This window comes from Cryobacterium algoritolerans, assembly GCF_004402785.1.
GTDB classification, from domain to species: domain Bacteria; phylum Actinomycetota; class Actinomycetes; order Actinomycetales; family Microbacteriaceae; genus Cryobacterium; species Cryobacterium algoritolerans.
This window is the reverse complement of record NZ_SOFP01000073.1, coordinates 1-1,544: the sequence shown is the minus strand read 5'-3', so window position 1 is coordinate 1,544 and position 1,544 is coordinate 1. Positions and strand designations below refer to the sequence as shown.

Here is a 1,544-nt window from a genome sequence, read left to right as displayed (position 1 = left end):
GTGGGTGTGGGTGGGTTGTTGGGCGCGGTGGGTGGCTCCGGGGTGCCAGGTGGTGGTGGTGGTTCCGGCCCAGGCGGGGGCTTTGACCTCCGGTTTGCCGCGGATCATGCGGATTTGCCAGCCGGAGGTGTCGATGCTGTGGTGGTGGTACCAACACAAAAGCACACCGTTGTCGACGTTGGTTTTTCCGTGTTTTTGCCAGGGGATGACGTGGTGGACTTCGCACCAGTGCGCGGCAATCGGGCAGCCGGGGATGATGCAGCCGCCGTCGCGGGCGGCGATCGCTTTACGTTGCGCGGCGGTGAAGAAGCGTTCTTTGCCGCCGAGGTAGAGCACTTCGCCGTGCTCGCCGAAGAGGATCTTCCGGTAGCCGCCGGTGCAGATGAGTTGTTTCACGCTGCGCAGTGACACGGGCGCCTCGACGCCGTCGATCCAGCCCACACCGGTGTCGCCCAGCAGGTCGCTCGCGTTCACGTGGACCATCACTGTTGGTGCGGCGCCGCCCATTTTCGGGGTGCTCGGGTGGCGGGCGGCGGCGGAGAACACGCCGCGGAGGATGTCCGCTCGTTTTTCCCCGCCGGTGCGTTCATCGGTGCAGGCGGCGGTGTCCGCGCCGGGGATGAGGGCCCCGGCCTGAATGCGGGCTTGTTCTTCTGAGGTGGGGAACGCGGGTGCTGCGTGGGCGGAGAGGTAAGTGTCGAAGACGCCGTTGAGGATGCCGCGGAGGTCGGCGGTGACCAAGCCGCGTAGCGGATACACGCCCCGGGTGAGGCGGCCGAAACTGACCGTGCTGCGCGGTTCGAAGAGGGACTCGTTCGGGGCGGCCCCGTCGGGGTCGAGGCGGGCCTGCCAGTGGCCGGCCAGCCCGCGGACCAGGTCTGCGGGAAACGCGAAGCCTTCGCCGGGCAGCCCGCGGATCTCATCGGTGATCGCGCCGGTCCCGGAGGCGACCAGGGCACGTTCGGCGGTGTGGAGGTCATCGGGGGCGACTCGGGGGCTCACCTGGTCCAGGGCGGCCACGATCGCTTCGGCCGCGTCCACCCCGAGCGCCCCGGTGGTCAGGCCGGCCGCGACGGCCGGGTAGTACGGCGGGAGCAGCATGGTCCCGCTCATCCGGTCGGTCACGTTGCCGCCGAGTCGTAGCCGCCGGGCGGCCTCCCGGCCGGAGACCCGGGTCACCCGGGTGATCAGATCGACCTGGCCCTGGCAGCCCAGCTTCCACGCCAACGAGTCATGACCCAACCCGTTCCTCGCCCGGGAGCCGACCTCCGCGGCCGCGCCGACCCGGGCCGCGTCCACCCTCCGGCCCAGGTCTTCGACCGCGCCGAGTACCGCGACCGCGTCCGCGTCGCTGAGAACACCGAACCGGATCGGATCCAACACGGTAGCGACCAGGTCCCGCACCCGGCCAATCGCCTGCGCCGGGCCCGAGCAATCGGGGTCGAACGGTGCCGGGATTGCCGCTCCTGCCGGGGCGGCTGTTGACTGCGGATCCAAGGCTCCTGCCATGCCCCCAGTATACGCCGAATCGAACAGAGAGTCGA

1 protein-coding gene is annotated in these 1,544 nt (G+C 69.9%); it reads right to left on the bottom strand.

Going from position 1 to position 1,544, the window contains the following annotated elements:
• Window positions 1-1,509: HNH endonuclease signature motif containing protein (locus E3O19_RS15055; RefSeq protein ID WP_134568949.1), on the bottom strand; the 1,509-nt coding region annotated here is incomplete at its 3' end.
• Between the last annotated feature and the right edge of the window lie 35 nt (window positions 1,510-1,544).